This window comes from Amycolatopsis sp. CA-126428 (assembly GCF_002904335.1).
In the GTDB taxonomy this organism is placed as follows: domain Bacteria; phylum Actinomycetota; class Actinomycetes; order Mycobacteriales; family Pseudonocardiaceae; genus Amycolatopsis.
Genome location: NZ_PPHF01000074.1, coordinates 692025 through 717856 on the forward strand (window position 1 = coordinate 692025; position 25832 = coordinate 717856).

At 71.8% G+C, this 25832-nt stretch carries 26 protein-coding genes; 15 read left to right on the forward strand and 11 right to left on the reverse strand.

Translation table 11 applies throughout. The annotated features are described in order from the left end of the window. Positions 1-9: 9 nt before the first annotated feature. A complete protein-coding gene (locus tag C2L58_RS21495) occupies positions 10-2529 on the forward strand; it encodes a DEAD/DEAH box helicase (protein WP_103339382.1) in 2520 nt (839 codons plus the stop codon). Further along, positions 2526-3614 carry an SWIM zinc finger family protein gene (locus tag C2L58_RS21500; protein WP_103339383.1) on the forward strand — a complete coding sequence of 363 codons (1089 nt, stop codon included), beginning with the start codon at positions 2526-2528 and terminating at the stop codon, positions 3612-3614. The genes C2L58_RS21495 and C2L58_RS21500 overlap by 4 nt, the downstream gene beginning before the upstream one ends. A gap of 283 nt (positions 3615-3897) precedes the next feature. On the opposite strand, the gene C2L58_RS21505 is transcribed toward C2L58_RS21500, so the two are convergent. Continuing rightward, positions 3898-5109 carry an FAD-dependent monooxygenase gene (locus tag C2L58_RS21505; protein WP_103339384.1) on the reverse strand — a complete coding sequence of 404 codons (1212 nt, stop codon included), beginning with the start codon at positions 5107-5109 and terminating at the stop codon, positions 3898-3900. A 77-nt stretch (positions 5110-5186) separates the two neighbouring features. On the opposite strand from C2L58_RS21505, the gene C2L58_RS21510 reads away from it, so the two are divergent. Both C2L58_RS21510 and C2L58_RS21515 read left to right on the forward strand, forming a co-directional pair. Beyond that, positions 5187-5720, forward strand: a complete 534-nt coding sequence (locus tag C2L58_RS21510; protein WP_103339385.1) for a TetR/AcrR family transcriptional regulator — start codon at positions 5187-5189, stop codon at positions 5718-5720. An 83-nt stretch (positions 5721-5803) separates the two neighbouring features. Next, entirely contained in the window at positions 5804-6298 is a 495-nt protein-coding gene (locus tag C2L58_RS21515; RefSeq protein ID WP_103339386.1) for a pyridoxamine 5'-phosphate oxidase family protein, read from the forward strand. On the opposite strand, the gene C2L58_RS21520 is transcribed toward C2L58_RS21515, so the two are convergent. The 3 genes from C2L58_RS21520 to C2L58_RS21530 are packed head-to-tail and all read right to left on the reverse strand — an operon-like array spanning position 6295 to position 9100. Beyond that, a complete protein-coding gene (locus C2L58_RS21520) occupies positions 6295-7917 on the reverse strand; it encodes an acyl-CoA dehydrogenase family protein (RefSeq protein ID WP_103339387.1) in 1623 nt (540 codons plus the stop codon). The two genes, C2L58_RS21515 and C2L58_RS21520, sit on opposite strands and share 4 nt — an antisense overlap. Then, the gene (locus C2L58_RS21525) at positions 7901-8506 is read right to left on the reverse strand and encodes a TetR/AcrR family transcriptional regulator (protein ID WP_103339388.1); all 606 of its coding nucleotides are present in this window, start codon (positions 8504-8506) and stop codon (positions 7901-7903) included. Before C2L58_RS21525 ends, C2L58_RS21520 begins: the two co-directional genes overlap by 17 nt. Before the next feature lie 33 nt (positions 8507-8539). Continuing rightward, positions 8540-9100 (reverse strand): helix-turn-helix domain-containing protein, encoded by a 561-nt coding sequence (locus tag C2L58_RS21530; protein ID WP_103339389.1) that lies wholly within the window; start codon positions 9098-9100, stop codon positions 8540-8542. Between the two features lie 43 nt (positions 9101-9143). On the opposite strand from C2L58_RS21530, the gene C2L58_RS21535 reads away from it, so the two are divergent. The 5 genes from C2L58_RS21535 (at position 9144) to C2L58_RS21555 (ending at position 12448) form a co-directional block, all read left to right on the forward strand. Then, positions 9144-9659, forward strand: a complete 516-nt coding sequence (locus C2L58_RS21535; protein ID WP_103339390.1) for a GNAT family N-acetyltransferase — start codon at positions 9144-9146, stop codon at positions 9657-9659. 31 nt (positions 9660-9690) lie between these two features. Next, positions 9691-10137 carry an SRPBCC domain-containing protein gene (locus tag C2L58_RS21540; RefSeq protein ID WP_103339391.1) on the forward strand — a complete coding sequence of 149 codons (447 nt, stop codon included), beginning with the start codon at positions 9691-9693 and terminating at the stop codon, positions 10135-10137. Beyond that, entirely contained in the window at positions 10134-10478 is a 345-nt protein-coding gene (locus C2L58_RS21545; protein WP_103339392.1) for an ArsR/SmtB family transcription factor, read from the forward strand. Before C2L58_RS21540 ends, C2L58_RS21545 begins: the two co-directional genes overlap by 4 nt. Positions 10479-10480: 2 nt before the next feature. Continuing rightward, positions 10481-10921 (forward strand): SRPBCC family protein, encoded by a 441-nt coding sequence (locus C2L58_RS21550; RefSeq protein WP_103339393.1) that lies wholly within the window; start codon positions 10481-10483, stop codon positions 10919-10921. A 546-nt stretch (positions 10922-11467) separates the two neighbouring features. Then, positions 11468-12448 (forward strand): tyrosine-type recombinase/integrase, encoded by a 981-nt coding sequence (locus C2L58_RS21555; protein WP_103339394.1) that lies wholly within the window; start codon positions 11468-11470, stop codon positions 12446-12448. A 101-nt stretch (positions 12449-12549) separates the two neighbouring features. Here the strand turns inward: C2L58_RS21555 and C2L58_RS21560 are convergent, their stop codons facing one another. Then, on the reverse strand, positions 12550-12930 hold the full coding sequence (locus tag C2L58_RS21560) for a hypothetical protein (RefSeq protein ID WP_103339395.1): 381 nt from the start codon (positions 12928-12930) through the stop codon (positions 12550-12552). Between the two features lie 66 nt (positions 12931-12996). Here C2L58_RS21560 and C2L58_RS21565 point away from each other — a divergent pair, with 66 nt between their 5' ends. Then, complete coding sequence (locus C2L58_RS21565) at positions 12997-13788, forward strand: glycerophosphodiester phosphodiesterase (RefSeq protein ID WP_103339396.1); 792 nt, start codon at positions 12997-12999, stop codon at positions 13786-13788. 43 nt (positions 13789-13831) lie between these two features. On the opposite strand, the gene C2L58_RS21570 is transcribed toward C2L58_RS21565, so the two are convergent. Beyond that, positions 13832-14500 (reverse strand): transglycosylase family protein, encoded by a 669-nt coding sequence (locus tag C2L58_RS21570; RefSeq protein ID WP_103339397.1) that lies wholly within the window; start codon positions 14498-14500, stop codon positions 13832-13834. 245 nt (positions 14501-14745) lie between these two features. Between C2L58_RS21570 and C2L58_RS21575 the strand changes: the two genes are divergently transcribed. From C2L58_RS21575 to C2L58_RS21585, 3 genes are all read left to right on the forward strand, one after another. After that, positions 14746-16146, forward strand: coding sequence for an MFS transporter (locus C2L58_RS21575; protein ID WP_103339398.1), 1401 nt, complete (start codon positions 14746-14748; stop codon positions 16144-16146). 21 nt (positions 16147-16167) lie between these two features. Further along, positions 16168-16929 (forward strand): thymidine kinase, encoded by a 762-nt coding sequence (locus C2L58_RS21580; RefSeq protein ID WP_034285024.1) that lies wholly within the window; start codon positions 16168-16170, stop codon positions 16927-16929. Between the two features lie 227 nt (positions 16930-17156). Beyond that, positions 17157-17504 carry an RNA polymerase-binding protein RbpA gene (locus C2L58_RS21585; RefSeq protein ID WP_003081521.1) on the forward strand — a complete coding sequence of 116 codons (348 nt, stop codon included), beginning with the start codon at positions 17157-17159 and terminating at the stop codon, positions 17502-17504. 249 nt (positions 17505-17753) lie between these two features. Here the strand turns inward: C2L58_RS21585 and C2L58_RS21590 are convergent, their stop codons facing one another. Beyond that, positions 17754-18362 carry an NUDIX domain-containing protein gene (locus tag C2L58_RS21590; RefSeq protein ID WP_199191352.1) on the reverse strand — a complete coding sequence of 203 codons (609 nt, stop codon included), beginning with the start codon at positions 18360-18362 and terminating at the stop codon, positions 17754-17756. Positions 18363-18410: 48 nt separating this feature from the next. Here C2L58_RS21590 and C2L58_RS21595 point away from each other — a divergent pair, with 48 nt between their 5' ends. After that, complete coding sequence (locus tag C2L58_RS21595) at positions 18411-19160, forward strand: DeoR/GlpR family DNA-binding transcription regulator (RefSeq protein WP_103339399.1); 750 nt, start codon at positions 18411-18413, stop codon at positions 19158-19160. Here C2L58_RS21595 and C2L58_RS21600 read toward each other — a convergent pair. The 4 genes from C2L58_RS21600 to C2L58_RS21615 are packed head-to-tail and all read right to left on the reverse strand — an operon-like array spanning position 19093 to position 23934. After that, positions 19093-19896 carry a PIG-L deacetylase family protein gene (locus C2L58_RS21600; protein ID WP_199191353.1) on the reverse strand — a complete coding sequence of 268 codons (804 nt, stop codon included), beginning with the start codon at positions 19894-19896 and terminating at the stop codon, positions 19093-19095. The two genes, C2L58_RS21595 and C2L58_RS21600, sit on opposite strands and share 68 nt — an antisense overlap. Before the next feature lie 26 nt (positions 19897-19922). Then, positions 19923-20690: a polyprenol monophosphomannose synthase gene (locus C2L58_RS21605; RefSeq protein ID WP_103339400.1), complete on the reverse strand. Its 768-nt coding sequence runs from the start codon at positions 20688-20690 to the stop codon at positions 19923-19925. A gap of 26 nt (positions 20691-20716) precedes the next feature. Beyond that, a complete protein-coding gene (gene lnt / locus C2L58_RS21610) occupies positions 20717-22327 on the reverse strand; it encodes an apolipoprotein N-acyltransferase (protein ID WP_103339401.1) in 1611 nt (536 codons plus the stop codon). Positions 22328-22338: 11 nt separating this feature from the next. Then, a complete protein-coding gene (locus tag C2L58_RS21615; protein WP_103339402.1) occupies positions 22339-23934 on the reverse strand; it encodes an amidohydrolase in 1596 nt (531 codons plus the stop codon). A gap of 120 nt (positions 23935-24054) precedes the next feature. Here C2L58_RS21615 and C2L58_RS21620 point away from each other — a divergent pair, with 120 nt between their 5' ends. Continuing rightward, on the forward strand, positions 24055-25437 hold the full coding sequence (locus tag C2L58_RS21620; protein WP_199191354.1) for a KamA family radical SAM protein: 1383 nt from the start codon (positions 24055-24057) through the stop codon (positions 25435-25437). Positions 25438-25832 lie beyond the last annotated feature (395 nt).

The following is a 25832-nucleotide window of genomic DNA, read 5'->3' on the forward strand; positions in this document are numbered from 1 at the left end:
GGCCGCCTGGTGGTCGACGGCCGTGAACTGTCCATTGCGGACGGCCTGCCGCAGCTGCTGGCCGGCGCCGACGCCTTCTGGGCGACGGCGGCGAAGGCCGCGCTGCGGCTTGTGGCCGCGGGACGGCTGCTGCCCGGCGTCACCGCGGCCGGACACGACGCCTGGCGCGTCGGGCCGCTGGAACCGGCGGAAGCCGCGTGGCTGCGGGACCTCGCCGCCGCGATGCCCCCGGACGAGCGCGCGCCGGGACCGCTGCTGCGGGCCTTCCTCGACGCCGTCGCCGACACGCTGCCCCGCACCCCCGCCGCGGCCAAAGCGGCCAAAGCGGCCGGGACGCGGTTGTTCGCCGCCGTCGCACCGCAGCGCGCGGATGCCCTGCGCGACTGGGCCGGCGAGCTGGCCGCGGGCCTGGATTCGGGGATCCGCGTGTCGCTGCGGGTGACCGCACCCGGCGGGTTCGAGAGCGGGCGGTTCCACGCCGTGGTCCAGGTGCACAGCCTGGCCGACCCCGGGCAGGTCGCCGACGCGGCGCAGCTGTGGGAGACCGGGCGCTTCGGGCCCCGGGCCCGCATCGACGTCCTGCTGGCGTTGCGCCGCGGCGCGCAGGTGTGGCCGGCGCTGAGCCCGCTGCTGACCTCGGCGGTGCCGGCCGAGGTGGCGCTGGGCGAGGACGACGTGACCGAACTGGTCGCGGCCGCGGCACCACGGCTGGCGGCGGCGGGGATCGACGTGCACTGGCCGGCCGAGCTGGCGGGAGCGCTGACCGCGCGGGCCGTCGTCCGCGCCGGGGACACCCCGGGCGACCTGCGGTCGTTCTTCGGCGGCGGACGCGCGCTGGCGTTCGACTGGCAGCTCGCGCTGGGCGGTGAGGTGCTGACCGAGACGGAACTGGACGCGCTCGCCGAGGCGCGCCGCCCGGTGGTGCGGCTGCGCGACCGCTGGGTGCTGGTCGATCCGGCGCTCGCGGCGAAGGCGCGGGACCGGGCGCTGAAGCCGCTGACCCCGGTCGACGCGCTGGGGGCGGTGCTGTCGGGGACCACCGAGGTCGACGGCGAGGTGGTCGAGGTCGTCACCGACGGCTGGCTGGCGCGGCTGCGGGAGCGGCTGTCCGAGCCGCCGCACCCGCAGGCCCCGCCGGCCGGACTGGCCGCGACGCTGCGGGACTACCAGCTGCGGGGGCTGCAGTGGCTGGCCACCGTGACCGGGCTCGGGCTCGGCGGCTGCCTCGCCGACGACATGGGCCTGGGCAAGACGGTCACGCTGATCGCGCTGCACCTCCACCGCGCCGCCGGGGCGACCTTGGTCGTGTGCCCGGCTTCGCTGCTGGGCAACTGGGAGCGCGAGATCCGCCGGTTCGCCCCCGGCGTGCCGGTGCGCCGCTTCCACGGCAGCGCCCGTTCGCTCGAGGACGTCGAGGACACCGCCGGGTTCGTCCTCACGACCTACGGCACGCTGCGCACCGATCCCGCGCCGCCGGCCGGGGTGCGGTGGGGGCTGCTGGTGGCCGACGAGGCCCAGCACGTCAAGAACCACCGCTCGGGCACGGCGAAGGCGCTGCGGCTGGTGCCGGCGGCGGCGCGGGTGGCGCTGACCGGCACGCCGGTGGAGAACACGCTCTCGGAGCTGTGGGCGATCCTCGACTGGACCGCGCCCGGCCTGCTGGGGTCGCTGAGCGAGTTCCGGACGCGGTGGGCGAAGCCGATCGAAGCCGGGGACTCCGCGGCGGCCGAACGGCTTTCGCGGTTGCTGCGGCCGTTCCTGCTGCGGCGTCGCAAGTCCGATCCGGGGATCGCGCCCGAGCTGCCGGCCAAGACCGAGACGGACCGGCCGGTGGCGCTCAGCGCGGACCAGGTGGCGCTGTACGAGGCGGTGGTGCGGGAGATGATGGCCGAGATCGCCGGGAGCGACGGGATGGCCCGGCGCGGCCGGATCGTCAAGCTGCTGACCGCGCTCAAGCAGATCTGCAACCACCCGGCGCAGTACCTCAAAGAACCCGGCGGCCGTTCGGGCAAGGTGGAGCTGCTCGACGAGCTGCTGGACACGATCCTCGCCACCGGCGGCGCGGTGCTGGTGTTCACCCAGTACGTCGCCATGGCGCGGCTGCTGGAGAAGCACCTGGCCGGCCGCGGGATCGCGACGCAGCTGCTGCACGGCGGCACCCCGGTGCCCCGGCGCGAGGAGCTGGTGGCCCGGTTCCAGGCCGGTGCGGTGCCGGTGTTCCTGCTGTCGTTGAAGGCCGCCGGGACGGGGCTGAACCTCACGCGCGCCGACCACGTCGTGCACTTCGACCGCTGGTGGAACCCGGCGGTGGAGGACCAGGCGACCGACCGGGCGTACCGGATCGGGCAGACCCGGCCGGTCCAGGTGCACCGGCTCGTCGCCGAAGGCACGGTCGAGGACCGGATCGCGGCGATGCTGCGGGAGAAGCGGGCGCTGGCCGAGGCGGTGCTGGCCGGCGGCGAGGCCGCGTTGACGGAACTGTCGGACACCGAGCTGGCCGAGCTCGTCGAACTGAGGAGCCGCGGATGACCGACGACCGGGTGCGCGGGTTTCCCGCGTTCGGGGCTGCCGGGCACCTCGCCCGCTCGTGGTGGGGCCGGGCGTGGGTGCGGGCGATGGAGGACACCGCGCTGGACCTGCGTCAGCTGAAGAAGGGCCGCAAGTACGCCGCGGCCGGCCTGGTCGGCCCGATCACGGTCAGCCCGGGCCGCATCGCGGCGGTGGTCGAGGACGCCGACGGCGGCCCGTACCGCACGCAGCTGCGGCTGGCGGAACTCTCGGAGCCGGACTGGACGCGCTTGCTCGACCGCGTCGCCTCCCGTGCGGGGCACCTGGCGGCGCTGCTGGACCGGGACCTGCCACCCGACCTGGTCGAGGCGGCCGGCGTCGACCTGCTGCCGGGGATCGGCGACCTCGACCCGGAGTGCGACTGCCCGGGCTGGGAGCTGCCGTGCCGGCACGCGGCGGCGTTGTCGTTCCAGGCGTCGTGGCTGCTCGACGCGGACCCGTTCCTGTTGTTGCTGATGCGGGGCAAGGGCGAGCGGGAGATCCGCGAGGAGCTGGAGAGCCGCACCGCACCGGTGCCGGCCGTGGAGCCGGCGGCGGACCGGGTTCCGGGGGAGCTGCCCGACCTGGCCGGGTTCCGGCCGTCGGGCGCCCCGTCGATCCCGGCGGCGCCGGGGGTGCCGGCCGAGGCGTTCGCGCTGCTGGCGGCGAACGGGGCCGGGCGGGCGCGGGCGTTGGCGGAGGGGCGGCCGTGGCCGGGGCGGCGGCAGGACGCGGTCCGCTTGGCCGCCGAGTTCCCCTCGGTGGCCGGGCGGCTGGGTGAGGGTGCGGGCTTCGCGCGGGCGGTCGCGGCGTGGCGGTACGGCGGGCCGGACGGGCTGGAGGTGCTGGAAACGCCGTGGACCCCGCCGAAAGCGGCCGTGGCGGCCGCGCGGGCGGCGCTCGCGGACGTGGCGGGGGAGCCGGTGTTCGAGCGCAACCACTGCACGGTCGGTGAGGTGCAGCTGAGGCTGGATCGCCGGGGCCGGTGGCACCCGTACCGGCGCGAAGGACGGACGTGGTGGCCCGCGGGGGTGCCGGAGAACGATCCGGGGCTGCTGGTGGGCTGAAAACGCGGAGTTTCCGGTGTCCGGCGACCGCGCGGCCGACCCGGTTCGGCGGGGTCGCGGCTTGGCGCGCTCCGGGGCTGAAATCCGCCAACTTTCCCGGTATCCAGCGCGGGACTCGTTGTCTCCTGTGCACTGACGGCGGGTTCCGCCGGGCCACTGGGGGTGCGGGCGCGCGGGTTCTCTCGCGCGCCCGCCCGGCTTCTGCCGGTGACCGACGGTGTTCGAGGCAGACCCGCTGTCGAAGCTGGAGGGGGCTCCCGCCACCACGGGGTCCCCTCCAGCGTCAGGCGGCCGCCTTCGCCGGGTAGTCCTTGACCCGCATCGAATCGTGCATGCGGACGCCGCCGGTGTTGAGCTTCGCGAGCGCCCGCGTCACCCCGGCCGGCAGCGCCGAGACCAGCTGGCCGCCCCGGGCCAGCGCCCACACCCCGGCCCGTGAGGCGGGGACCAGGCTTCGGGCCGCGCCGATCGCGAAGGCGCGGCTGCGGCGCACCAGCTCGTCCATCTCCCGCTCGTAGGCGGCGAAGGCACGCTCGTGGTCGCCGTTCGCCGCGGCCAGTTCGCCGGCCAGGACGTACGCGCCGAGCACCGCGAGGCTCGTGCTGCCGCCGACGGCCGGGCCGGGGCAGTAACCGGCGTCGCCGACGAGCGTCACGCGACCGCGTGACCACGTGTCCAGCCGCAGCTGGGTGATCGAGTCGAAGTAGAACGGGCCCGGGCCGTCGAGACCGGCCAGCCAGCCGTCGACCTGCGGATGCATCCCGGAGAACGCTGCCCGGAGCAGCTGCTGCTGGCGGGAGACGTCTCGGTGGTGGTAGTCGAGCGGCTCGTCGCGGCGGAACAGGAACACCGCGCGCGCCTCGCCCAGGTGCCGGGCGCTGTAGAGGGAGGCGGTGCGGCCGGGGCCGAGGTGGGTGATGGCCTCCCCGTCCAGGCCGAGGCTGTCCGGCAGCGACAGCACCGCGAGATAGGCGCCGATGAACGTCGTCAGCCCGGCCTCTTCCCCGAACACCAGGCGCCGGACGTTCGAGTGCAGCCCGTCGGCCCCGACGACGACGTCGAACCGGCGCGCCCGCGCGTGCTCGAAGGTGACTTCGCCGTCGGGGGAGATGCCGGTTATCGAGTCGCCGAAGAGGTACTCGACGTCTTCGCGGCCGGCGTCGTAGTAGATCTCGCTGAGGTCGTCGCGCATGACCTCGACGTGCCGGTCGGAGGTGGCCTGGAAGACCTTCGCCAGGTCCACCCGGATGGGCCGGTGGCCGCCTTCGCGGTGCACGGTCATCCGGGTCGTGCCGGTGGCGAGGGCTTCGACGCGGGGCAGCACCCCCATCCGTTCGGTGATGTCCATGGCCGGGCGGAAGAGGTCGACGGCGTGGCCGCCGGTCTTGCGCAGGGCGGGCGCGCGCTCGACCACGGTGACGTCGAAGCCGTGGCGGGTGAGCCAGTACGCCAGGACCGGGCCGGCGATGCTGGCGCCGGAGATGAGAATCCGCATGAGTACCTCCCTGACTTAACGGTAGGTAAGTTGTACCACAGTTCCTTACCTATCGTTAAGTCAGTTATGCTGGGGCCGTGCCGAAGCCTTCCGACACCAAGCAGCGCATCCTCGACGTCGCCCGCGAGCTGTTCACCAGCCAAGGCGTCCAGCGCACCAGCCTGCAGGACATCGCCGACCGGCTCGGCATCACCAAACCCGCGCTCTACTACCACTTCCCGTCCCGCGAAGACCTGGTCCGCAGCATCGTCCAGCCCCTGCTCGACGACGGCGAGAAATTCCTCCTCGACCAGGAAGCCCGCGGCGACGCGCCGGTGCGCGAGCTGATCGAAGGCTTCTTCGACTTCAACTACCGCCACCGCGCCGACGTCGTCATGCTGCTGGCCGAAATGCCGACCCTGGCCGACCTCGGGCTCATCGACCGCGTCCTGGGCTGGCGGACCCGGCTCACCGAGCTGATCTGCGGCCCGGCACCCACCCTCGAACAGCAGGCCAGAGCCATCCTGGCCCTCGGCGGCCTGCAGGACGTCTGCATGCAGTTCCCCGACGTCCCGGTCGCCGACCTCAGAGCCGCCGCGGTCGCCGGCGCGCTCGACGCCCTCGGCCGCTGAAGTTTTTTCGCCGGCGCGTGTCGAGAACGCGCCGGCAGCTCCGTCCCCGGGGCATCAAGCCACCCCCGGAGAAGGAGACCACCATGCAGCCGAACGAAGTCGCCGAGGTCCTCGACAAGCCGCTCAGCCGCGAACTGCTCGACCGCGACGTCGCCCGGCTGGCCTACGTCGCCAAGGACGGCACCCCGCGCTCGATCCCCATCGCCTTCACCTGGAACGGCACGGAGATCGTCCTGTGCACGACGAAGAACGCCCCCAAGCTGCCGTCACTGCGCGCCAACCCCGCCGTCGCCCTGACCATCGACACCGAAGTGCACCCGCCCAAGATCCTCCTCATCCGCGGCCGCGCCGAACTCGACGTCGTCGAAGGCATCCCGGAGGAGTACCTGCAGATGAACGGCAGCTACGAGATGACCCCCGAGCAGCGGACCGAATGGGAACGCGAGGTGCGCTCCCTCTACGACGGCATGGTCCGGATCGTCATCACCCCGACGTGGGCCAAGCTGATCGACTTCGAGACCACCCTGCCCAGCGCGGTCGAGGAACTGGCGCGGCAGCGGGCCGAGCGGGTCGGCTAGCGAACCGCGGCGCGCTCGATGATCGCTCCCGTGTCGACGCCGGCCGGGAGCGTCCCGAACGCGATGCCCCAGTCACCGCCGAACCGCGACGCGCAGAAGGCGTCCGCGACCGCCGGGTGGCCGTGGCGCACCAGCAGCGATCCCTGCAGCACCAGCGCCATCGCCTCGACCAGCCGGCGCGCCCGGTACTCGATGCCGTCCAGGTCGGTCAGCTCCTTGCGGACGCGGTCCACCGCGTCGTCCAGCCGGGCGTCACCGCCGGCGGCCTGTTCGACCTCGGCGAAGAACGCCGCGACCGACTCCGGCTGCCGGCCCATCGCGCGCAACGCGTCCAGCGCGGCGACGTTGCCCGAGCCCTCCCAGATCGACGACAGCGGCGCCTCCCGGTAGAGCCGCGGCATCCCCGACTCCTCGACGTACCCGTTGCCACCGAAGCACTCCAGGGCCTCGGCCGCGTGCACCGGCGCCCGCTTGCACACCCAGTACTTCGACACCGCCAGCCCCAGCCGGCGGAACGCCTGCTCCTGCGCGTCACCACGCCGGTCGCCCGCCGCGGCCAGCCGCATCGCCACCGTCGTCGCCGCCTCGGACTCGATCACCAGGTCGGCCAGGACGTTCGCCATCAGCGGCTGGTCCACCAGCGCCTGGCCGAACGCACGCCGGTGCGTCGCGTGGTGCACCGCGCGGACCGCACCCAGCCGCATGCCCGACGCACTGCCCAGCGTGCAGTCCAGCCGGGTGTTGTTGACCATCTCGATGATCGTGCGGACCCCGCGGCCCTCCTCGCCGACCAGCCAGCCCACGGCGTGGTCGTACTCGATCTCCGACGAGGCGTTCGACCGGTTGCCCAGCTTGTCCTTCAGCCGCTGCAGGAGGATCCGGTTGCGCGAGCCGTCCGGCAGGACGCGGGGGAGCAGGAAGCAGGAGAGCCCGCCCGGCGCCTGCGCCAGCGTCAGGAACATGTCGCACATCGGCGCCGAGGTGAACCACTTGTGCCCGACCAGGGTGTAGCTGCCGTCCCCGGCGGGGGACGCGGTCGTCGTGTTCGCCCGGACGTCCGAGCCACCCTGCTTCTCGGTCATCGACATGCCCGCGAGCAGGCCGCGCTTGGTGGCCGGGTCCCGCAGCCCGAAGTCGTACTCGGTCGCCGCCAGCAGCGGCTCGTACCGCGCCGCGAGCTCCGCGTTCGCGCGCAACGCCGGAACCGCCGCGTACGTCATCGAAATCGGGCAGCTGTGCCCGGCTTCGACCTGGCCCCAGACGTAGAACTTCGCCGCCCGCGCCGCGTGCGCGCCCTCCCGCGGGTCCCGCCACGGCGTGCCGTGCAGGCCGTGCGCCGTCGCGACCCGCATCAGGTCGTGCCAGTGCGGGTGGAACTCGACCTCGTCGATCCGGTTTCCGTACCGGTCGTGGGTGCGCAGCACCGGCTCGTTCTCGTTGACCAGCCGGCCCCACTCCTGCGCCTGCTCCGTCCCGGCCAGCCGGCCCAGCTCGTGCAGCTCCGCCGCCGCCCAGCCCGCACCGGCGCGCTCGAGCCCGGCCAGCAGGGCCGGATCGTCGGCGACGTCGTGCCCGGCCAACGGCGGGACCTGGTTGGTGACCTCATGCGTGGCGGGCATCGGAACCTCCTAGAGCGCGAAGGATGAACGTGCGAAGCTCGGCGACGTCACCGGCGTTTCCGCTGGTCAACGGACCGATCAGGACTTCCGCGGCGGCCCCGACCAGCGCGGCGGCGGTGAGCCGGCCGTCCTGCGGCGGCAGCACGCCGTCCCGGACCCCGGCGGCAACGTGCTCGGCGATGACCTCGGTGTAGGCCCGCCGGAACTCCAGCCGCTCGACGTCGATCAGCGGGTCGACCGGCTCGATGAGCAGGGCATACGCCTGCTTCGGGGCCTTGAGAGCACGCTGGGCGAAGGTGTCGACGGCCGCCAGGACCCGCTCGGCCGGTGCCCCCGCCTCCGCCGACGCCGCCCGGACCGCCTCGACCTCCCGCGTCACGACCTGCCGGAACACGTGCACGACGAGGTCGGCCTTGGTGGGGAAATGCCGGTAGACACTGCCGACGGCCACCCCGGCCCGGTCGGCGACCGCGGCGACGGAGCAGCCGCTGTAGCCGTGTTCGGCCAGCTGGCGCGTCGCGGCGGCGACGATCGTCTCCCGCTGGGCGTCGAGGCGTTCCTGCACCTTCGGGGTGCGGCGGTAGGGCACGTCAAGAAGTGAAGCACTGATTCATTGCTTCAGTCAACGCTGCTTCACCAGCGCCACCAGATACCGGCACGGCACCGGACCCGGGTTCGCGAACACGCAGTCCGCCGCCGGCCCCAGCTGCAAGCAGTCCCCGGCGGCCAGCTCGTGCACCTGCGCACCCTCGTGGAACCGCAACCGCCCGGCCAGCACCCAGATCTGCTGGTGCAGGAACGCATACGTCCCCGACACCAGCGGCACCTCGACCCCCGGCGGCAGCTCCACCTCCACCAACTCCAGCGGACGGCCCGCCGCGGGGGAGACCGACCGCCGCCGATACCCCGTGTCCGGATCCACCCACACCGGCTGCTCCGCCGCCCGCACCAGCCGGCGCTCGTCACCCTCGGCCCGCGCGATCAGCTCCGACAGCGTCAGGCCCAGCGCGGCCGACAGCTTCGCCAGCAACGCCGCCGTCGGCTGCACGTCACCCCGCTCGATCTTGCCGATCATCGCCCGCGACACCCCCGACCGGTCAGCGAGCGACGCGGCCGAGAGACCTTGCGATGTCCGGGCGGCGTGCACCGTGGCGGCCAGGCGCGCAGAGAGAGGATCGGTCATAACTGTGGATACTATACGAGCCATCACGGCTACCATACGAGCCATGATCCGACCCGCCACCGCCGAGGACGCCACCGCCTGCGCCGCCCTCTACGCGCCCTACGTCACCGACACCGCCGTCTCATTCGAGATCGAACCACCCACCGCCGCCGAAATGGCCCGCCGCATCGACGGCGCCCACGCCTGGCTCGTCCTCGAAGACGACGGCCGCGTCGCCGGATACGCCTACGCCACCCGCTTCGCCGAACGCGCCGCCTACCGCTGGTCCTGCGAAACGAGCATCTACCTCGAACACGGCCGCCGCCGCACCGGCGCGGGCCGCGCCCTCTACGAAGCACTGTTCGAGCGACTGCGTGAACGCGGCTTCTGCCGCGCCTTCGCCGGCATGACCCTGCCGAACGACGCCAGCGCGGGGCTCCACCGCGCCGTCGGCTTCGAGCCGGCGGGCGTCTACCGCCGGGTCGGCTGGAAACGCGGCGCCTGGCGCGATGTCGCCTGGGTCCAGAAGGACCTTCGCGCAACCGAAGGTTGCACATCTGCTCCCCGCGAGCTAACGTGAAACGCAACCGAACGTTGCACAAGGAGACCGCATGGAACACGGCACCATCGAACGGGAAATCCACATCGACGCCCGCCCCGACGTCGTCTTCGACGTCGTCAGCAGCCCCGAACACCTCCGCGGATGGTGGCCCGACGAAGCCGAATACCCCGCCGAACCCGGGGGAGCGGGCCGCATCGGCTTCGGCGGCTCCTGGGTCCAGTTCACCGTCGTCGACGCCATCCCCCCGAAACACTTCTCCTTCCGCTGGGCCCACACCGAAGGGGAGACCGCCGCGCCCGGCAACTCGTTCCTCGTCGTCTTCGAACTCGAACCCGCCGGCACCGGCACCCGCCTCCGGATGACCGAAACCGGCTTCCGCGAACGCGGCTGGGACGAAGCCAAGATCGCCGCCGAACACGCCGACCACACCACCGGCTGGGACCACTTCCTGTCCCGCCTGCCCGCCTACGCCGCCGAAGTCGGAGCCACCCGGTGACCACCGCCGTCGACGACGACCTCTGGTCCGCCATCGGCGACCCCACCCGCCGCCGGATGCTCGACCTGCTCCTGAACCAGGGGAGCGGCACCGCGACCAGCCTCAGCGAACACCTCCCGGTCACCCGCCAGGCCGTCGCCAAGCACCTCACCGTCCTCGACCGCGCCGGCCTCGTCCACGCCCACAACGCCGGCCGCGAAAAACAGTTCCGCGTCGACGAAGACCAGCTCGCGCGCGCCGTCGCCCAGCTCACCGACGTCGGCAACGCCTGGGACGCCCGGCTCCGCCGCATCAAGCACATCGCCGAAACCATCGAGAAGACCATCGAAAGGAAACAGTAGAAATGGACATCCTGCACCGTATCGGCGTCCACGACGCCACCCCGGACCAGGTCTACGAGGCACTCACCACGCTCGACGGCCTGGCCGGCTGGTGGACCGAGAAGACCGTGGGGGACACCGAACCCGGCGGCGTCATCGCCTTCCGCTTCATCCCGGGCGGCTTCGACATGAAGGTCCTCGAACTCGAGCCGGGCCGGCTCGTCCGCTGGGAGGTCGTCGACGGGCCACCGGAGTGGATCGGCACGACGATCCGCTGGGAGCTCGAGCGGCGCAACGACTACACGATCGTCCTGTTCAAGCACGAAGGCTGGCGCGAGGCGGGCGAGTTCATGCACCACTGCAGCACGAAGTGGGCGATCTACCTGATGAGCCTCAAGCAGCTCGTCGAGACCGGGGAGGGCGCCCCTTCGCCGAAGGACGTCATGATCAGCGACTGGCACTGACGTTACTTGACATAATGTACATTATCGGCACTTGGTGACACGCTGGCCGGAAGGCCGGGAGGGGCGCCGAGATCCAGGGTCGGACCTGTCGGGCTTGCGAGAGCGTTCGCTTCGTCAGGACGGCTCCTGTGAGGGTTTCGTGGGCCTGCCCAACCCGCAGTGGCCCGATCCGAGCCTCAGAAGGTCCGAGAGCATCCCCTGAGAGGCGCGAGCCCGAGGTCCGGTCACCCGACCTCAAAACGTCACGGTGACGAAATTGACTGGGGTTCGGGCTCGCTGAAGTTGTCGTACAGCGCAGTTGGCGACGCTCGATTCCGCGCCCACAGGCCTTGGCGGCTGCCCTCAGCTCCCCATGAGTCGGTGTCGAACATGTGTGCGCATGCCCCGCAGCTGGGCACCCGAGGGCGCCCGAAGGCCCGGTACGGCAATCCGGAGAAGTCCGTGTCCCCCAGGGGGAAGATCCTGGGTCACCCCGGCATTTCATGCATAATGGCAATTATGCATGAAATGCCGGGTTCGGGCCCGGCCACGGAAACTGTCGGTGGGATGCGGTACAAGATCCACATGAAGGTTTCCGAGGCCCAGCAAGCCTTCTTCGCCGCCCGCCGTCCCCGCAAGGACTCCCCGCACACCACCGACGCCTACCGCCGGGATCTCGCCGGCATCACCACTCTCCTGGTTTTGGAGCTCGGGCGTCCGGCCGAGGACCTGGAGGTCGCCGACCTCACCGGGCCGGCGCTGCGGTCGGCGTTCGGCGTGTTCGCGGACGGGCACGCGAAGAGCTCGGTGCTGCGGGCGTGGTCGACGTGGAACCAGTTCCTCACGTTCTGCGTGGCCGACGGTCTGCTGGCGGGCAATCCGATGGGGGCGGTGGCGCGGCCGCGGCCGCCGGCGTTGACGCCGAAGCCGTTGCGGGGCGAGGAAACCCCGGAGCAGCTGCTGTCGGCGGCGGCCGCGGGTTCGCGGCGCGCGCGGGACCCGTGGCCGGAGCGGGACGTGCTGGTGATCGCGCTGGGGCTGGTGGCGGGGTTGCGGGCGGCGGAGATGCGGGCGTTGTCGGCGCGGTCGCTGGTGGGGCGCGCCGGTGAGCTGCGGTTGCACGTGAAGGGCAAGGGCAGCCGGGATCGGTCGATTCCGGTGCAGCCGGTGCTGGCGGAGCTGATCGACCGGTACCGGGAGTCGTGCCGGGTGCGGTTCCCGAACGTGCGGTTCTCCCCTGGTTCGCCGTTGTTGCTGGATCGGGCGGGTGAGCCGATCGGGCGGGGTGCGCTGGAGTACCTGGTGAAGTCGTGTTACCGGGGTGCGGGGTTGCACGACCGGGTGCCGGTGGGGGCGAATCTGCACGCGTTGCGGCACACGTTCGCGACGCGGCTGGCGGAGGACGGGGCGACGGCGTCGGAGATCATGGCGTTGCTGGGGCACGCGAGTTTGGCGACGAGCCAGAACTACATCGAGGCGACGGGCCGGGAGCAGCGGGCGGCGGCGGCGAGCAATCGGACATATCGGGCGTTGGACGGGCTGGGTTGAGTGCCGCGGTGGACGACACGCGTGCTTGAACCGACGACACGCGTGTTTAGCGGGTCGACACGCGTGTCTGGAGGGTCGACACGGCGGTGGGCCCCGCCGGGTCAGCGGAGTTGTTCGAGGTCCTTTGCCGCGCGGGCGATTTCCTCGGCGAGTCCGCGGAGTTCGCGGGCGTCGGCGCCGTCGTCGGCGGCGGTGACGATGTCTTCGGCGGCGCAGCGGAGCTGGAAGAGCCGGTCCTGCAGGGCGGCGATTTCGGTGTCGGAGAGGACGACGGCGTCTTCGGGGAGTCCGCTTCGCTGGAGGGCGGTGCGGCGTTCGTAGGCGCGCTGGCGGCAGGATTGGCCGCAGTAGCGGCGGCGGCGGCCGACGTTGCCGCCTTCGGGGAGGCGTCGTCCGCACCAGCCGCAGTGCTTGGGGGCGCCTCGGCGGGCCGGGGCGAGTTCGATCGTGGTCGGCTGGGTCAGTTCGGCGGCGTCCCTCACCCGGGAGACCCTAGCTGGCCATCGGTTGCTCATGCCGGGGTCATGGCGGAAGTGCACACTTGAGGGATGCACGTGTCGTTCCCGTACCTGGCCGATCCGCTCCCCCGTGCCTTCGCTCACCGGGGGTGGCACCTCGGTGAGCTGGAGGGGTTGGAGAACTCGTTGCCGGCGTTCCAGCGGGCGTGCGCGGAGGGGTACCGGTACCTCGAGACGGATGTGCACGCGACGGCGGACGGGGTCGTGGTGGTGCACCACGACCCGAATCTGGACCGGACCACGGATGGCTCCGGGCCGATCGCGGGGCAGACGTGGGAGCAGCTGAAGCGGGTCAAGGTGGCCGGGAAGGCGCCGTTGTCGCGGCTGGAGGACGTGCTGGAGGAGCTGCCGGACGCGCGGTTCAACGTGGACGTGAAGGACGATCGGGCGGTGGAGCCGTTCGTGCGGGTGCTGGAGCGGACGCAGGCGTTCGACCGGGTGGCGGGGGCGGCGTTTTCGGACGCGCGGCTGGTGCGGTTGCGGAAGCTGGCGGGGCCGCGGCTGGTGACGGCGATGGGGCCGCGGTCGGCGTTCGCGTTGTGGGTGCGGGGCCGGTTGCCGTTGCTGCCGCTGGGGCGGCTGGTGCTGGGGGCGATGGCGCAGGTGCCGGTGCGGCAGGGGGCGTTGCGGGTGGTGGACAAGGCGTTCTTGTCGATCGCCGGGCGTTCGGGGATCGAGGTGCACACGTGGACGATCGACGATCCGGCGGAGATGCGGATGCTGCTGGACCTGGGGGTGCACGGGATCGTGACGGATCGGCCGGATCTGCTGCGTGAGGTGCTGATCGAGCGGGGTAAGTGGCGGCAGTCCCAGGACTCGTGAGTGGTAAGGCGGGTTAGAACGCGCCTTACCACTCACGAGGGGGTCAGCGGGGTGGTTTGCCGGTCCAGGCGGCTTCCCAGGTCTTGGGGCCGAGGAGGCCGCTGTCGTTGATGCCGTTGGCGCGCTGGAGGTCGAGGACGGCGGTGCGGGTCTTGTCGAGGTAGCAGCCGGTGCCGGTGAAGCCGTAGCCGAAGGCGTTCATGCGGAGCTGGAAGGTCTTGAGGGGGTCGGCGCAGTCGCCGTAGCGGTAGACGACGCCGGGCCACGCGGGCCGGGGACCGCCCGGTCCCGGGGGTGGGGCGGGCTGGCCTCCCCCGCCGATGTAGGCGGATTCGGTATAGGTGGGGACGCGTTTGCTGCGGGCGTCGGCGTCGGGGGCGAGCTTGAGCATGCCGGCGCACTGCCAGGGTTGCCAGCCGCGCATGCGGTAGAGGTAGAGGGCGCGGTAGTCCTGTTCGGCCGCGGCGGCTTGATCGGGGCGGCCTTGGCCGCCGACGCTGCGCCAGGTGGGCAGGTCGAACTGGTAGGCGCCGTAGTAGCCGTTGCCGGTGTTGGTGGCGTAGCGGCCGCTCGATTCGCACATGCGGAGCTTGGCCCAGGCGCTCGACGCGGGGTCCGCGGCGGCGACGGCCGGAGTGACCAACGGCAGACCCATGGCGGCGATGGCGAGGAGCAGGGTTCTCACCACGGTGCGTCGGCGCTTCTGGATCATGGGTGCACAGTAGGAGCGTGTCCCACTGACCACAACAGACACGATCGGCGCACCAGTCTCACATGAAACACTGTTCACTTTTGGCGGCGACACGCCGTGAGAGGTCGACGGCGGCGGTGCGGCGGGCCGGTGGATGATCACGAAGCGACAAACCGGACACGGTTTCGGTGGTGCGTTCTCGGGGGTCGCGGTGTCCCCGTAGTCTCCGCGCTGACCTGGACGTTCTCGAGGTGAAGGAGCCGTGGATGACGCTGGCCGGGACGCGCTCGACCAAGCGCGAGCGCTGGGGCTGGTATTTCTACGACTGGGCGAATTCGCCGTTCTATTCGTCGACGACGACGGTCTTCGGGGCGCTGTCGATGAGCCCGATCGCGGCGGCGGACGCGAAGGCGAACATCACCCTTAACGGGGACCGCGCGTGCCTGAACGCGGCGGGTGAGACGGACACGCTGCACAACTGCGACGTGACGTTGCTGGGGCTGCACTTCCCGGCCGGTTCGGTGTGGGGCTACCTGCTGTCGGTGGCGACGGTGGTGCAGGTGCTGGTGCTGCCGATCGCCGGTGCGGTGGCCGATCGCAGTCACAACAAGCGGCGGATCCTGGCCGGGTTCGCGTTCCTGGGTGCGGCGGCCGCGGCGGGGATGTTCTTCTTCTCGGGGTCGGACTGGCAGCTGGGTGCGGCGCTGTTCATCGTGGCCAACATCGGCTACGGGGGTTCGCTGGTCGTCTACTACTCGTTTCTGGTGGACATCGGCGGGCCGGACGAGCGGGACGGCATCTCGGCGAAGGGCTGGGCGTTCGGGTACCTGGGTGGCGGGCTGGCGCTGGCGTTGCAGCTGGGGTTCTATCTGAAGCACGACCTGTTCGGGGTGGACCAGGGGCTGGCGGTGCAGATCTGCTTCCTGACCTCGGGGTTGTGGTGGGCGGCATTCACCTTCCCCGCGGTGCGGGCGCTCCCCCGCCGGCACGTGCCGGTCGACGTCGCGCCGGGGCGTTCGGTGCTGCGGGCGGGGTTCACGGAGCTGCGGCAGACGCTGGTGGCGGCGAAGGCGTATCCGCTGACGCTGGCGTTCCTGGGCAGCTACCTGGTCTTCACCGACGGGATCAACACGGTGGTGACGGTGTCGGCGCAGTACGGCAAGGACGAGCTGAGGTTCGGCAACGAGGTGCTGATCGTCACGATCCTGGTGATCCAGTTCGTGGCGTACCTGGGTGGCACGCTGCACGGGCTGGTGGCGCGGCGGATCGGGGCGAAGCGGACGATCCTGAGCAGCCTGGTGGTGTGGATGGTGGTGCTGGCCGGGGCGTACTTCGTGCAGCCGAAGCAGCTGGGGCAGTTCCTGGCGGTGGCGGTGGGGATCGGGCTGGTGCTGGGCGGGACGAACGCGCTGTCGCGGTCGTTGTTCAGCCAGATGATCCCGGCGGGCAAGGACGCGCAGTACTACTCGCTCTACGTCGTGGGTGAGCGCGGGACGTCGTGGCTGGGGCCGCTGGTGTTCGCCGGGGTGGGGCAGGCGACGGGGTCGTTCCGGCTGGCCATCGTGGCGCTGGTGATCTTCTTCGCGGCCGGGCTGGTGCTGGTGTGGCTGGTGCCGGTGCGGCGGGCGATCGAGGCGGCGGGCAACCGTCCGCCGGAGGTTCTGTAGCCACCGATAGGGTCGGGCGTCGTGACCTTGCTCAACGACGCCGCCGGCCCTGATCCCACCGACGCCCTGTCGTCGGTCCCCGCGGCCGGTTCGCGCCGCGGGACGCCGCCGGTGGGCAGGCTGAAGTTCTGCTACGGGCCGATGGACTGCGGGAAGTCGACCTTGGCGCTGCAGATCGACCACAACCACGCGCGGCAGGGCCGCCGGGGGCTGGTGCTGGTGCGCCACGACCGCTCGGGCGCGCCGCAGATCTCGAGCCGGATCGGGCTGACCCGGCAGGCGGTGGAGGTCGGCGAGGACACCGACGTGCGTGACCTGGTCCGGCAGGAGTGGGCGCAGGGCCGGCACGTGGACTACGTGGTGGTGGACGAGGCGCAGTTCCTCTCCCCCGGCCAGGTCGACCAGCTGGCGGAGCTGGCCGACGAGGTCGAGATCGACGTCTACTGCTTCGGGATCGCGACGGACTTCCGGAGCCGGTTGTTCCCGGGAGCCGCTCGTCTGTTCGAACTGGCGGACGAGTTGCAGCCGGTTCAGGTGGAGGTGTTGTGCTGGTGCGGGCTGTCCGGGCGGTTCAACGCGCGGGTGGTGGACGGCGAGGTCGTGCGCGAGGGCGATACCGTCGTGGTGGCAGATACCGAACAATCCGTAGTTGAAACTTCAGCTTCAGCACGATTTGAGGCCGAATTCGCTACTGTGCGTTATCAGGTATTGTGTCGCCGCCACTTTCGATCGGGTGACTTGGGCCCGGTTACCGCCCATCACGGTCAGTTACGGTTGACCTGAGCGAGACCCGGGTAGCCCATCCGGGGGATATCAGCACTAAGAAGGCCGTATTGACGTCACGCCGGAGCGCGAAATGCCTCCTACTAGTGGAAGCTGTTGCAGGCGGGTGACGCAGCTCATCGTGAGCAACGACATGGTGTACCGGGAATCCTCCGGGCCCCCGGGTCGTTGCATAGGGTGAGCAACACCCTGGCTCCACCCCGGAGCTGACTGAAAGGACCCCCATCATGGCCGACCGTGTTCTTCGTGGAAGCCGGCTGGGAGCGGTCAGCTACGAGACCGACCGCAACCACGACCTCGCCCCACGCCGCACCGTGCGCTACGCCTGCCCGAAGAACCACGAGTTCGAGGTGCCGTTCTCCGACGACGCCGAGATCCCGACGGTCTGGGAGTGCCGCCTGCACGGGAGCGAATCGGAGATCGTCGATGGCGGGCAGCCCGAGCAGAAGAAGGTCAAGCCGCCGCGCACGCATTGGGACATGCTGCTCGAGCGGCGCACGATCCCCGAGCTCGAGGACCTGCTCAACGAACGTCTCGCCGAGCTGAAGGGCCGCCGCACCTCCCGGTCGGCGTGACCCTCCCGGCTTCGGCCTCGTAGCCAAGCTCCCACCACAACGGAAAGGCCCCCGCGACCTCCCCCCGCGGGGGCCTTTCGCATGCCCACGGAGTCGGCCCGCGTACCGGGACGGTCGGTTCGCGTACCCAGAGGGTCGGTTGGCGTACCTGGACGGTCGGCCGCCCGCTCGATCCCCCGGCGCCCGGGCCGACCCCTCGGGTACGCAAGCCGACCGTCCAGGTACGCGAGTCGACCCTCCGGGTACGGGCTAGGCCGTGCGGAAGGGGCCGTGCAGGGCCGCCCACTGCAGGAGCATGATCGTCTTGGCATCCGCGATCTCGCCGGTTTCGATCATGGCCAGGGCCTTGGGGAACGGGAGCTCGAGGACCTCGATGTCTTCGCCCTCCTCCGCGATGCCGCCGCCTTCGCCGCGGTCGGCGGGGTCGTAGGGCGCCGCGTAGCAGTGCAGGCGCTCGGTGACCGAGCCCGGGCTCGTGTAGACGTCGAACACGTGCTCCAGTGCGCCGATCCGCACGCCCGCCTCCTCCTGGGCCTCGCGGCGGATCGCCGTTTCCGGATCGTCGGCGTCCAGCAGGCCGGCCGCGGTCTCGACGAACATGCCGTCCGGGTGGTCGTTGACGTAGACCGGGTAGCGGAACTGGCGGGTCAGCAGGACCGTGCCGCCCTCGAGGTCGTAGAGCAGCACCGTGGCGCCGTTGCCGCGGTCGTAGGTCTCGCGCTGCTCGGTCGTCCAGCGGCCGTCGGCGTGCTGGTAGTCGAAGGTGGTGCGGCGCAGCACGTACCAGGCCGACGAGAGCAGCTCCACGTTGGTGACCCGGACCCGCGGGTTGCGGGACAGGGTTGTCGAAGAGGTCATGCCCCGACCATAATGTGCACGACTCGGAAGAAACAAGGAGGAACGTGCATGCTGGTCGGGGAACGCCGTGAACTGCTGCTCGCCCGGCTCGCCGCCGACGGCAAGGTGCTGGCCAAGGACGTCGCGGCCGAGCTCGGGGTCTCCGAGGACAGCATCCGCCGGGACCTGCGCGACCTCGCGGCGGCCGGGCTCTGCCAGCGCGTCTACGGCGGCGCGCTGCCCGTCTCCCCCGCCGTCGCCGACTACGCGAGCCGCACGGCCATAGCCGTCGGCGGCAAGGACCGGATCGCCGCGGTGGCCGCCGCGCTGGTCGGGCCCGGCTCCACGGTCATCCTGGACGGCGGCACGACCACGCTGGCCGTCGCGAAAGCCTTCCCCGAAGACCTCGAGGCCACCGTCGTCACCCACAGCCCGACCGTCGCGGTCGCCCTGCTCGACCACCCCGGCATCGAGGTGTTCCTGCTGGGTGGCCGGTTGTTCCGGCACTCCGCGGTCACCTGCGGGGCGGCCGCGGCCGAGGCCGCCCAGTCGATCAGCGCCGACGTCTTCCTGCTCGGCGTCACCGGCGTCCACCCCGAGGCCGGGCTGACCACCGGCGACGCCGACGAAGCCGCGATGAAGCGCACCCTGGCCCGGCGCGCGGCCGACACCTACGTGCTGGCCAGCGCCGAGAAGCTGGGTGCGGCGTCGCGGTTCGGCGTGCTGCCCTTCGGGGACGTCGCCGGGATCATCACCGACGCCGACGACCAGAACGTGCAGGAACTTGCAGCGCGCGGGGTGCCGATCCTGCGGGCGTGACCTCGGCGTACCACTCGCGGCCGGCGACCAGCCCGAACAGCGGTGCCGGCAGCCACACGAGCAGCCGCAGCACCGCCGAAAGCCGCCCGGTGCCGCGCACGTCGGACACGTGCGCGGCCAGCGCCGCCTGCTTGCGCCCGGCGAACCGCCGCACGTCGAACCGGTGGGTGACGGCCGAGGCCGGGCTGTAGACGTGCTCGAGCGCATCGACGTCGTAGTCGAACGGGATCCGCAGCGCCCGGACCACCCGCGCGAACCGCAGCGCGAAGTCCCGCGGCAGGGTCGCTTCCAGCAGCCGCGTCCCGGTCAGCCGGGCCGCCCGGCGGGCGACTTCGTGCACCTTCACGTGGTCGCGGTGCCCGTAGCCGCCGTTGCCGTCGTAGCCGAGCAGCAGGTCGGCGCGTTCCTCCTGCAGCAGGGCCGCGAGCCGGTGCGCGGCTTCCTCGGTGTCCGCGCGGGCGAACCGCTGCCGTCCGGGCGGGTCCGCGTACAGCACCGGACCGTGGCCGCTGTCGGCGTAGCCCAGGTGCACGACGCGCCGGACGCCGAGGATGGCCGCCGCGGCCTCCAGCTCGGCCCACCGCGGTGTCGGGTGCTCGGCGACCATGCCGTCGGTGGCCACCACGACCACCACCCGGTGCCCGTCGGCCGCGGCGCGGGCGAGCGTGCCGCCGCTGAGCAGAACGGGGTCGTCGGCGTGGGCGTGGAAGGCCACGATGGTCGTCACCCGGCCCATGATGGCCCAGAACCGGGGAAAACGGCTCAGGCGCGCTTGACGAGCTTGCGCAGCTGGTGCCAGCGGCGCTCGACGCCCCACAAGGCGACCCGCAGGAACGCCTCGCGGATGATCGAGCCGCTCATCTTCGACTCGCCGATCTCGCGCTCGGTGAAGGTGATCGGGACCTCGACGATCTCGAACCCGGCGTCGGCCGTGCGGATCGTCAGGTCGATCTGGAAGCAGTAGCCGTGCGAGTTGACCTCGTCCAGGGCCAGCTTCTCCAGCACCGGACGGCGGTAGGCGCGGAAGCCGGCGGTGATGTCGCGGGTGCGCATGCCCAAAGCGAACTGCGAATAGATGTTGGCGCCGCGGGAGAGGATCTGGCGGTTCACCGGCCAGTTCACCACGCTGCCGCCCGGCACGTACCGCGAGCCGATCGCCAGGTCGGCGTCGCCGACGGCGTCCAGCAGGCGGGGCAGGTCCTCGGGGGCGTGCGAGCCGTCGGCGTCCATCTCGACGATCGTGTTGTACTCGCGCGCCAGGCCCCAGCGGAACCCGGCGATGTAGGCGGCGCCGAGGCCGGCCTTCTCGGTGCGGTGCAGCACCTGGATGTGGTCGTCGGCGGCCGCGCGCTCGTCGGCGAGCTCGCCGGTGCCGTCCGGGCTGCCGTCGTCCACCACGAGCACGTGCACGTCCGGAAGTGCCTTGCGCAGGCGATCCAGGATCGGGCCGAGGTTCTCCCGCTCGTTGTACGTCGGGATCACCACCAGCACCGGCTCGATTTCCCGGGCCCCCCGCGGCGCCTGCGACATCCGTGCTCCTCCGATATCCGCGGCGGTCAGTCCGCCGCTTCCCCTGCCGTGCCGGCGCTGGTGCGCCGGGTGCGAAAACGGAGTACGAGCCCACCGGTCACCCCGGCGATCGCCAGAGCCAGCAGCCCGTACTCCGTCCACGCACCTAGTTGATCCGACAGCGTAGTCTGCGTCCGCAGCGGGACGCGCCCGACCAGGGAATCCGCGGTGAAAAGGCCGGTTGAGCTGGTCACCGTCCCGTCGGGCGCGACGATCGCGCTGACCCCGGAGACGGCGGACACCACGACGGCCCGGCCGTGCTCCACCGCCCGCAGCCGGGACATGGCCAGCTGCTGCACGCTCATCTCGCTTTCGCCGTACCAGGCGTTGTTCGTCGGCACCACGAGCAGCTCGGCGCCCTCGCGCACGGCGTCACGAGCCGGGTAGTCGAACGCGGTCTCGTAGCAGATGAACACGCCGACCTTCGTGCCCGCGGCGGCCATGGTCTGGTTCGCGCCGTCGCCGGGGACCATGTCGACGGTCTCGGAGTCGAGGAAGGGCGTGACGAGCTGGGCGACCTTGCGAGCGGGGACGTACTCGCCGAAGGGCACCAGCTGCTGCTTGGCGTAGCGCACGCCGGGGCCGGTGCGCGGGTCCCAGGCGAGGACCGAATTCTGCAGGTGCCCGTCCGGCAGCCGGTAGATCGCCCCGATCAGCGCCGGGACGCCGAAGTTCGCGACGAGCTGGTCGACCTCCAGGTCCGGACCGGTGACGGTGGTGGCGCTCTCCGGCCACACCACCAGGTCCGGCTTGGGCACCTTCCCGGCCCGGATGTCGGCGAGCAGCCGCCGGCTCTCGGCGAGGGTGTTGTCGCGCAGCACGGTCCGCTGTCCCTGCAGCGCGAGCCCGATGTCCGGGGCGTTGCCCTGGACGGTCGCGACGGTGCGCTCGCCGTCCTGCGCGCCGGTGCCGATCGCCGGCCACAGCGCCAGGCCCGCGACGAGGGGCAGGAGCGTGGCGAGGGCGGCGAAGACCACCGGCCGCGTGACCTTGCGCACGTCCCGGAGCCGGGCGGCGAGGGTGGCCAAGCCGAAACCGGTGAGGACGACGGCCAGGCCGACCAGCGGGGCGCCGCCGATCGAGGCGAGCGGCAGGAACGCGCCTTCGGGCTGGCTGAAGGCGACGCGGCCCCACGGGAAGCCGCCGAAGGGGAACCACGCGCGCGGCGTCTCCAGCGCGATGAACACCAGCGCGCCCCACAGCGGCGCGGCCGGCAGCCGGGAAACCAGCGTGACCAGGCCACCCGCCAGGCCGTGGTAGAGCGCCAGCGCGAACGACAGGCCCAGCCACGGCCACGGGCCGAAGTCGGGGCCCAGGAAGTCCAGCAGCCAGGTCAGCAGCGGCAGGAAGAACACGAACCCGAACGCGAAGCCGTAGCCGAAGCCGGCCCGGAAGCGGCGTCCGCGCAGCACGAGGGCCAGCCCGGCGAAGGCCAGCGGCGCGAGCCACCACAGCGGGCGGGGCGCGAAGCTCAGGTAATAGGCGAATCCGGACGCCAGCGCGGCGGCCGTGCGCAGCAGCCAGGACGGGGGGAACCGCCGCGTGCGGGCGGGCTGGTGCTGGGCGCCCGGTTCGGGGTCCGCCACGGTGACTGCCACAACCGAGAACTCTAGGTGATGGTGTCGTGGAGGACGTCACCCGCGCGGACCGTGCGCAGGCACGTCGGGAGGGCGGCGTCCGGTTCGAGCCGGGGCAGCGGCGGCACCCCGGCCCGCGGATCGGTGGACCAGCGCTGCACGCGGCTGTCGGGGGTGGCCACGACGAGGTCGGTGGCGTCCCAGATCGCGTAGTGCGCCGGCGCGCCCGGGACGAGGCTGCCGGTGACGCCGTCGTTGACGCCGGCCGCGCGGTGCCCGGCCCGGGTGTGGGCGGTGAACGCCGCCCGCGGCGACAGGCCGGCGCCCGGGGTCCGGTGGTAGGCGGCGGCGCGGACGCTCGCCCACGGGTCGAGCGGGGTCACCGGTGCGTCGGAGCCGAAGGCGAGCAGGACGCCTTCGGCGGCCAGGGCCGAGAAGGGGTTGAGCCCGGCAGCGCGGTCCGCGCCGAGGCGTTCGGCGTACATGCCTTCGGGGCCGCCCCAGAGCGCGTCGAACAGCGGCTGCGCCGAGGCGACCACGCCCCAGCCGGCCAGCTGCTTGGCCTGCTCGGCGGTGACCATCTCCAGGTGCTCGAGCCGGTGGTGGCGGGCGGCCAGTGCGCGCTGCCCGACCTCCTTCTCCGCCAGCCGGAAGCCTTCGACGACCTCGGCGACCGCGGCGTCGCCGATGACGTGGAAGCCGGCCTGCAGCCCGGCTTCGGTGCAGGCGGTGAGGTGCCCGGCGATCCGGTGGGCGTCGAGGTAGAGGGTGCCCGCGCCGGGGTGGTCGGCGTAGGGCCGGGTCAGGGCGGCGGTGTGGGAGCCGAGGGCGCCGTCGACGAACAGGTCGCCGGCCAGGCCCCGGGCGCCGAGTTCGCGCGCCGTGCCGACGGCGCCGAGCTCGCCCCAGTACCCGACGACCTCGGGTGTGTCCGGTCCGGTGAGGGCGAGCAGGGCGGCGAGGTCGTCGCGGCCGGAGATGTCGGGGCCGGCGCATTCGTGGACGCTCGCGATGCCTTGTTGCGCGGCCTCGGCGAGGAACGCCCGCTGGGCGCGTTCGCGCTGCTCGGGGGTGATGGCGGCGCGCACGGCCGCGCGGACGGCGTGGTGGGCGGCGCGGGTCAGCGGGCCGTCGGGCGACCAGCCGTCGGCGGCGCGGGCGGCCGGGGCCAGCTCGACCAGGGCGGTGGAGACGAGCGCGGAGTGGACGTCGACGCGGCTGAGGTAGACGGGCGCGCCCCCGGCGGCGGCGTCGAGCTCGGCGCGGCTGGGCAGGCGCGGGTCGGTCCAGGTGGTCTCGTCCCAGCCGTGGGCGAGCAGCACCTGCCCGGGCACGGCGGCGTCGCGCACCTGGGCCAGCAGGTCGGCGCCGCCGCGGACGCCGGTGAGGTCGAGGCCGGTCAGGTGCAGGCCGGTGGCGGTGGCGTGGACGTGCGCGTCGACGAACGCGGGGGCGACGAAGGCACCGTGGAGGTCGACGATCTCGGCGTCCGGGTGCAGGGTGCGGGCCGGGGCGTCCTGCCCGACCCAGACCACGGTGCCGCCGGTGACCGCCATCGCCGTGGCGTCGGGACCGGCGGGGGTGTAGATGCGCCCGCCGAGCAGGAGCGTGGTGTGTTCGTCCGTCACAGCCCTGAGTCTGCCTCCTGCGTCCACGTGGGGGACGGCGACCCGGCACGCAGGAAGATTTACTCCGTGAGAACGTTGTGACAGGATATTTTAACGCGTTCCCGACGACTAGGAGTACAAGTGACTGCGATCCAGGAACCTGTGACGCCTGCCGCCGCCTTTGACCAGCCCTACGAGTACGCCCGCGCCGAGCTGGTGGAACCCGACTGGCGCCGCTTCCCCGGCTGGCACGACGTGACCGACGCCGAGTGGCGTGACGCGCAGTGGCAGCGGGTGCACTGCGTCCGCAACGTCAAGCAGCTGCGCGCCCTGATGGGCGACCTGCTGGAGGAACGCTTCTACGACGACCTGCTCGCCGACCAGCGCGAGCTGGCGACGATGTCGATGCTGCTGCCCCCGCAGATGCTCAACACGATGGCCCCGACCGCGGGCACCGACCCGGCCAAGGTGACCGAGGCGTTCTACGCCGACCCGATCCGCCGCTACATGCTCCCGGTGCGCAGCGATCGCGACGCCACCTGGCCGAGCCACCCGCACTCCGAGCGCGACTCGCTGCACGAGGCCGAGATGTGGGTCGTGGAGGGCCTGACCCACCGCTACCCGACGAAGGTGCTGGCCGAGATGATCTCGACCTGCCCCCAGTACTGCGGCCACTGCACCCGCATGGACCTGGTCGGCAATTCGACGGAGACGGTCGAGAAGCACAAGCTGACGCTCAAGCCGGTCGACCGCCAGGACGCGATGATCGCGTACCTGAAGAAGACCCCGGGCGTCCGCGACGTGGTGGTGTCCGGCGGTGACGTGGCCAACGTGCCGTGGCCGCAGCTGGAGTCGTTCCTGATGCGCCTGATGGACATCGAAACGGTCCGCGACATCCGCCTGGCGACGAAGGCCCTGGCGGCCTTGCCGCAGCACTGGCTCCAGCCGAAGGTCGTCGAAGGCCTCGAGCGAGTGGCGGTCACCGCCCAGCGGCGCGGCGTCAACCTGGCGATCCACACGCACGTCAACCACGCCCAGTCGGTCACCCCACTGGTGGCGGAGGCGGCCCAGACGGCGCTGAACGTCGGGGTGCGGGACGTGCGCAACCAGGGCGTGCTGATGCGCGGCGTCAACGCGACGCCGGCGGCTCTGCTGGACCTTTGCTTTGCGCTGCAAGGGGAAGCGAACATCCTGCCGTACTACTTTTATATGTGTGACATGATCCCGAACGCCGAGCACTGGCGGGTTTCGGTGTGGGAGGCGCAGGAACTGCAGCACTCGATCATGGGGTACCTGCCGGGGTATGCGACGCCACGGATCGTGTGTGATGTGCCTTATGTCGGGAAGCGTTGGGTGCACCAGCTGGCCGACTACGACCGGGAGCTGGGGATCTCGTACTGGACGAAGAACTACCGGACCGGTATTGAGCTCGACGACCCGGAAGCCTTGCAGCGGCGGTACCCGTACTACGACCCGATCTCCACACTGCCCGAAGCCGGCCAGACCTGGTGGGCGAACCGCTGACGCATCACTGTTCAAGAGGTGCGCCGAGGGGTGCCAAGGAGCCCGATCGGGCCGCGGGCACCCCTTCGGCCATCTCGGGCTTTTGACTGGTCAGGACCGGTGCGTACCGGTTGTGACCGATCCTCATACGGCCCAGAAACGGCCCAGAAATTCCACTGTGGACAGACGTGCACGCCAGGCGGTCACCTCAACCTGCGAGGTCGAGCAAATGCTCGAGCGTCATCTTGTGGCCTGATTGAATCAGTATTAGCGCCGGTTACGCCGCGACACCGCCAGGCGGCTCGCGAAGTAGTCATCCGGGCGGGTGGTGGACCGGGGTGACGTCCGCACCGCCTTCGCCGCGCCGCCGTCGGGGCTACGATGGAGAGTCCGGCCGCGCTGACGCCGCGTCAGCT